Source organism: Streptococcus fryi, assembly GCF_053206505.1.
In genome coordinates this window covers 1-4,966 of sequence record NZ_JBRUGW010000055.1, presented here as the reverse complement: position 1 = coordinate 4,966, position 4,966 = coordinate 1, and the positions used below count along the sequence as shown (strand labels likewise).

At 40.9% G+C, this 4,966-nt stretch carries 5 protein-coding genes, 7 tRNA genes and 1 rRNA gene; 11 read left to right on the top strand and 2 right to left on the bottom strand.

Features of this window, described 5'->3' with window-relative positions; translation table 11 throughout:
• Positions 1-7: 7 nt before the first annotated feature.
• From rrf to ACVRZH_RS09770, 8 genes are all read left to right on the top strand, one after another.
• Positions 8-123: ribosomal RNA gene (gene rrf / locus ACVRZH_RS09805) — 5S ribosomal RNA — on the top strand.
• Between the two features lie 4 nt (positions 124-127).
• Positions 128-200 (top strand) — tRNA-Val (locus ACVRZH_RS09800).
• A 2-nt stretch (positions 201-202) separates the two neighbouring features.
• Positions 203-275, top strand: a tRNA-Asp gene (locus ACVRZH_RS09795).
• A 2-nt stretch (positions 276-277) separates the two neighbouring features.
• Positions 278-350 (top strand) — tRNA-Lys (locus ACVRZH_RS09790).
• Between the two features lie 2 nt (positions 351-352).
• Positions 353-434, top strand: a tRNA-Leu gene (locus ACVRZH_RS09785).
• 15 nt (positions 435-449) lie between these two features.
• Positions 450-522, top strand: a tRNA-Thr gene (locus ACVRZH_RS09780).
• Positions 523-534: 12 nt separating this feature from the next.
• Positions 535-608 (top strand) — tRNA-Ile (locus ACVRZH_RS09775).
• A gap of 10 nt (positions 609-618) precedes the next feature.
• Positions 619-690, top strand: a tRNA-Glu gene (locus tag ACVRZH_RS09770).
• 274 nt (positions 691-964) lie between these two features.
• Here ACVRZH_RS09770 and ACVRZH_RS09765 read toward each other — a convergent pair.
• Both ACVRZH_RS09765 and ACVRZH_RS09760 read right to left on the bottom strand, forming a co-directional pair.
• Entirely contained in the window at positions 965-1,117 is a 153-nt protein-coding gene (locus ACVRZH_RS09765; protein WP_447455098.1) for a hypothetical protein, read from the bottom strand.
• A 14-nt stretch (positions 1,118-1,131) separates the two neighbouring features.
• The gene (locus tag ACVRZH_RS09760; protein ID WP_447455097.1) at positions 1,132-1,611 is read right to left on the bottom strand and encodes an IS110 family transposase; all 480 of its coding nucleotides are present in this window, start codon (positions 1,609-1,611) and stop codon (positions 1,132-1,134) included.
• A 316-nt stretch (positions 1,612-1,927) separates the two neighbouring features.
• Here ACVRZH_RS09760 and ACVRZH_RS09755 point away from each other — a divergent pair, with 316 nt between their 5' ends.
• From ACVRZH_RS09755 to ACVRZH_RS09745, 3 genes are read left to right on the top strand one after another with little or no spacing between them, the layout of a single operon-like run.
• Complete coding sequence (locus ACVRZH_RS09755; protein WP_447455096.1) at positions 1,928-2,362, top strand: CopY/TcrY family copper transport repressor; 435 nt, start codon at positions 1,928-1,930, stop codon at positions 2,360-2,362.
• Positions 2,363-2,366: 4 nt separating this feature from the next.
• Positions 2,367-4,598 carry a heavy metal translocating P-type ATPase gene (locus tag ACVRZH_RS09750; RefSeq protein ID WP_447455095.1) on the top strand — a complete coding sequence of 744 codons (2,232 nt, stop codon included), beginning with the start codon at positions 2,367-2,369 and terminating at the stop codon, positions 4,596-4,598.
• A 20-nt stretch (positions 4,599-4,618) separates the two neighbouring features.
• Positions 4,619-4,828: a heavy-metal-associated domain-containing protein gene (locus tag ACVRZH_RS09745; RefSeq protein WP_447455094.1), complete on the top strand. Its 210-nt coding sequence runs from the start codon at positions 4,619-4,621 to the stop codon at positions 4,826-4,828.
• Positions 4,829-4,966 lie beyond the last annotated feature (138 nt).

Here is a 4,966-nt window from a genome sequence, read left to right as displayed (position 1 = left end):
CAATCAGTTAAGTGACGATAGCCTAGGAGATACACCTGTTCCCATGCCGAACACAGTAGTTAAGCCCTAGTACGCCTGAAGTAGTTGGGGGTTGCCCCCTGTGAGATAAGGGAGTCGCTTAGCGTTAGGAAGTTTAGCTCAGCTGGGAGAGCATCTGCCTTACAAGCAGAGGGTCAGCGGTTCGATCCCGTTAACTTCCATAGGTCCCGTAGTGTAGCGGTTATCACGTCGCCCTGTCACGGCGAAGATCGCGGGTTCGATTCCCGTCGGGACCGTAGACTCGTTAGCTCAGTTGGTAGAGCAATTGACTTTTAATCAATGGGTCACTGGTTCGAGCCCAGTACGAGTCATAGCGGGTTTGGCGGAATTGGCAGACGCACCAGATTTAGGATCTGGCGCTTAACGGCGTGGGGGTTCAAGTCCCTTAACCCGCATCAAATCTATAATAGGCCGGCTTAGCTCAGTTGGTAGAGCATCTGATTTGTAATCAGAGGGTCGCGTGTTCAAGTCATGTAGCCGGCATAAATATAATTTGGGCGCGTAGCTCAGGTGGTTAGAGCGCACGCCTGATAAGCGTGAGGTCGGTGGTTCGAGTCCACTCGTGCCCATTATTATTTTGCTCCGTTGGTCAAGGGGTTAAGACACCGCCTTTTCACGGCGGTAACACGGGTTCGAATCCCGTACGGAGTGTATAGTTATTGAGAAACTTATTTAGTATTATTATCTATTGTAGGCTCATTGTCAATTGTAGTGGGTAGGTGAAAAGCTAACATCTGGAGAGAATCACATTGGTTCTCTCCTTTTATTTGAAAAAAACATTAAAAAAGCACAAAAAGGCACTCCCTATGTTATACTGTAATTGAAATTTTTAATTTTTTTGGCGCTAGAACTGTTGCCTCAGTCCTAGCACTTTTGTTTTGTCATAAGGTTGACGAGTTGATAATATGCTATAAATAATTCTGAGTCATTTGTGAGCACAGGTGACAACGGTTTTCATCTTACTGCTTCTCTGGGCAATTCGGTTGTAAAAGGATGAAAAAGCCTTGTTCTTAGAGTGAGTAGCTATCATGCCAGACATGGTTAAAGCTTGTTTGATGTAGCGATTTCCTTGCGTAATGTGAGAAGATTTCTTTATCCCAGCACTTTCGTAAGAACCAGGGGAAAGTCCTGCCTCTGAGTTTGGCGCTGTTTATAGCTTCTCAACCGTCTGGTTAGTAGCCTCAACTGCATGACTTCAGGACTAGGGATATAAGATGGCGCAATGAGACCACAGCGACCGAGTTGAGCCATCCATTCAGCGTCTTTCATATCTGTCTTACGTCCCGGTACATTCTTGATGTGTTGAGGATTGGCTAAAATCAGCGTCAAATCACTCTCATAAAAGATATTGAAGAGAGGTAACCAGTATTGTCCTGTATTTTCAAAAAAGACGTGAGACACATGGTTAGTTTGAATCCACTGTAAGCCGTTCCGCAAAGCATGAGTAGTTGTTCCAAATGTCTTCTGGATTTTTCTAGGTTTGTTAGTATCTAGCGGACCATCTAAAATACAATAGACGATGGATTTCTGGTGAACATCAATGCCACAACAGGTTTCAATCATAACTTCCATAACAAAAGACCTCCTGTTATTTATTTGAACAATAGGAACAAGAGGTTAGCTGTCATTTTATTTTCACGCTCCTTAGCGTATTCGAATTATCTCATGACTCTTGTTCATCCAGTTTTTGATACAAGCTAGGCAAAGCCCTATTAAAGACTACGGATTTGCATTGTTCACCTTAATTATAAGGCGATTTCATTTCTCTGTCATGAGTTAGCAAGTGGAACCTGCTTAGAGTTTTTGATACTCAGAATTCCTCTCTTGATTTCCTACAAAAGATAGTGTAAAATATATTTACAAATGTAAACGAAAAAGGAGATATGTTTTGGAAATAGCAACATCTGAATGGGAAATCATGCGCGTCATTTGGTCTCAAGGGCCTTCTAAAAGTTCTACTGTCTATCAAGTCTTGCATGATAAATTAGGGTGGTCTGAATCCACAGTGAAAACGTTATTGGCTAGACTTGTCTCTAAAGGCGCTTTGACAACAAAACGCTTTGGTCGCTCCTTTATCTATGAGGCGTTAGTGGATGAAGATAAGGCGTTTAATGAGCAGTTAGAACTATTATTTGGTCGGCTGTGTCAAACAAAGCATGCAGCTGTTATAGAGAAACTGCTTGATAAACTTTCTATGACAAGAAATGATATTGATGGTATTGAGCAAATTCTTTTAGAGAAACAAAATGATTTAGTGTCGGTTGTCATATGCGATTGTTTTACTGGACAATGTACTTGTCGACATATTTGTGAAAGGAAGTGATTACATGACGGAGGAACGTTATTATGTGCAAGGTATGACATGTGCTGCTTGTGCTGTAGCTGTTGAAAAAGGTCTTCATAGGATAGATGGAGTGACACGTGCTGATGTCAACCTAGCAACAGAACAAGTCAGAATTAGTTATGATGCCGAGCAGATTTCTGAGGAGATGCTTTTTAAAGCTGTTGCAGATGCAGGTTATAGCTTGTCCGCTATTGATGACAGGAATGGACAGAAGGAAGTTCAAGATGAGTCTATTAAGCGTTTAAAATACAGATTGATTGGTTCGACAATGTTTATATTACCATTGTTATATCTGGCTATGGGACCAATGGTGTCACTGCCTTTACCAAATGTCATTTCACCAGAAAAAGCTCCCTTATCTTTTGCCTTATCGCAATTACTATTGACCCTTCCCATCCTCTTTTTCGGTAAATCTTTTTACAAGAAGGGGTTTAAAACTTTAATAAAAGGTCATCCTAATATGGACTCTTTGATTGCTTTGGGGACTAGTGCAGCGATGTTGCAAGGTATTTTGACGATTGTATCTTTAGTACGAGATAGTCATATCCAAGGACAACACCATCCGGATTTATATTTTGAGTCTGTTGGTGTTATTCTTACCTTAATTACTTTAGGTAAATTGATGGAGTCGATTTCCAAAAAAAGAACCTCTCAGGTGATTAAGCATTTAATTAATCTTACACCCAAAACAGCTCAGCTATGGGAAGATGGACAACAAATAACCACGCCTGTTGAACAGATTACAGTCGGTCAGAGGGTGCTTGTCAAGCCCGGGGATAAAATTCCAGTTGATGGTTTAGTGGTTGATGGAGAATCAACCGTTGATGAGTCTATGTTGACAGGTGAGAGTATGCCAATCCGTAAAACAGTTGGAAGTCAAGTTGTTGGTGCAAGCCTTAATAAAAATGGTCGTCTTATTGTTGAAGTGACTAAGGTTGGTCAAGATACTGTCTTGGCACAACTTATTCAATTAGTTGAGGAAGCCCAAGGAGCAAAAGCTCCAATAGCGAGATTAGCCGATAAAATATCAGGTATTTTTGTACCTGTTGTTATGGTTTTGGCGTTGCTATCTGGACTAGGTTGGTATTTTCTGGGGGGAGAGTCGCCTATGTTTGCCTTGTCTATTAGCATTGCTGTATTAGTAATTGCGTGTCCGTGTGCTTTAGGACTTGCGACCCCAACAGCTATTATGGTAGGTACAGGTAAAGCTGCAGAGTATGGTATTTTGTTCAAGGATGGTGAATCGTTAGAAATGGCTCAGGCTATCAAAACGGTTGTTTTAGATAAGACTGGTACTATTACCGAAGGAAGGCCACGTGTGACTGATGTGGAGAGTGTTTCTGATATAAATAATACTAGCCTTCTTCAACTAGCTGCTTCTATAGAACAATATTCTGAGCACCCATTGGCAGAGGCGATATGTGATAAGGCTAAGGAGAAACAGATACCATTATTGCCTATTAGAGATTTTGAGATTTTTTCAGGTTTGGGTGTTAAGGCGAGTTTAGATGGTCAGGAAGTATTACTCGGTAATACAAAATGGATGGTCCAAAACAGTATAGCTACTCAACAGGTTGAAGCTATCACTAAAAAACTAACACAAGCTGCGAAAACACCAGTTTATCTAGCGATTAATGGTCACTTAAAAGGGCTATTTGGTGTGGCTGATACCGTTAAAGAGACAAGCCGAGAAGCCATCAAAGCGTTGCAGGCATCAGGAGTTGAAGTGATTATGCTAACAGGAGATAATCAACATACAGCTCAAGCAATTGCAAGCTTAGTGGGCGTTGATGAGGTTGTTAGTGATGTTTTGCCAGAGGAAAAAGTAAATGTTATAACGGAGCTACAACAAAATGGCAGACGTGTTGCTATGGTAGGTGATGGGATTAACGATGCAGCAGCATTAGTACAGGCAGATGTCGGCATGGCGATTGGCAATGGGACGGATGTTGCCATTGAGTCAGCAGATATTATCTTGATGAGAAGTGACTTACTTGATATTGAACGTGCTTTGAGGTTCAGTAGGCTTACTCTAACCACTATTAAGCAAAATTTATTCTGGGCTTTTGCTTATAATATTATTGGTATCCCTATAGCTATGGGCGTAGCTTATTTATTTGGTGGTCCGTTATTGAACCCCATGTATGCTGGTTTAGCGATGAGCCTCAGCTCGGTATCGGTGGTTCTAAATGCTTTGAGATTAAAAAGATTATAAATTACTAGAGGAGAAGTAACATGTTGAAACGTTATAACGTTATAGGGATGAAATGTCAAGGTTGTGCCACTACAGTGACTGAGAGACTCTCGAAAGTCATGGGTGTTGAAAATGTTACTGTTGATTTGGATAAGAAACAGGTTGCTGTGACAGGCAAACCATTCAAATTCCTACTCAACGCTTCACTAAAAGGAACAGCGTTTAAATTAGAGGAAGTAACATCTGATTAGATTATCAATAATGGCTCTTTGTCAACTGTAGTGGGTAGATGAAAAGCTAACATCTGGAGAGAATCAGATTGGTTCTCTCCTTTTTGATGTTCAAGGCAATCAAAATCCTTCTTTTAAAGTTGTCAAAGTTTCGGAATC

What these genes read in the sequence shown, in the direction of transcription:
- ACVRZH_RS09760 (WP_447455097.1), bottom strand. Translation starts at nt 1,611, where the DNA reads ATGGAAGTTATGATTGAAACCTGTTGTGGCATTGATGTTCACCAGAAA.
- ACVRZH_RS09750 (WP_447455095.1), top strand. Translation starts at nt 2,367, where the DNA reads ATGACGGAGGAACGTTATTATGTGCAAGGTATGACATGTGCTGCTTGT.
- ACVRZH_RS09745 (WP_447455094.1), top strand. Translation starts at nt 4,619, where the DNA reads ATGTTGAAACGTTATAACGTTATAGGGATGAAATGTCAAGGTTGTGCC.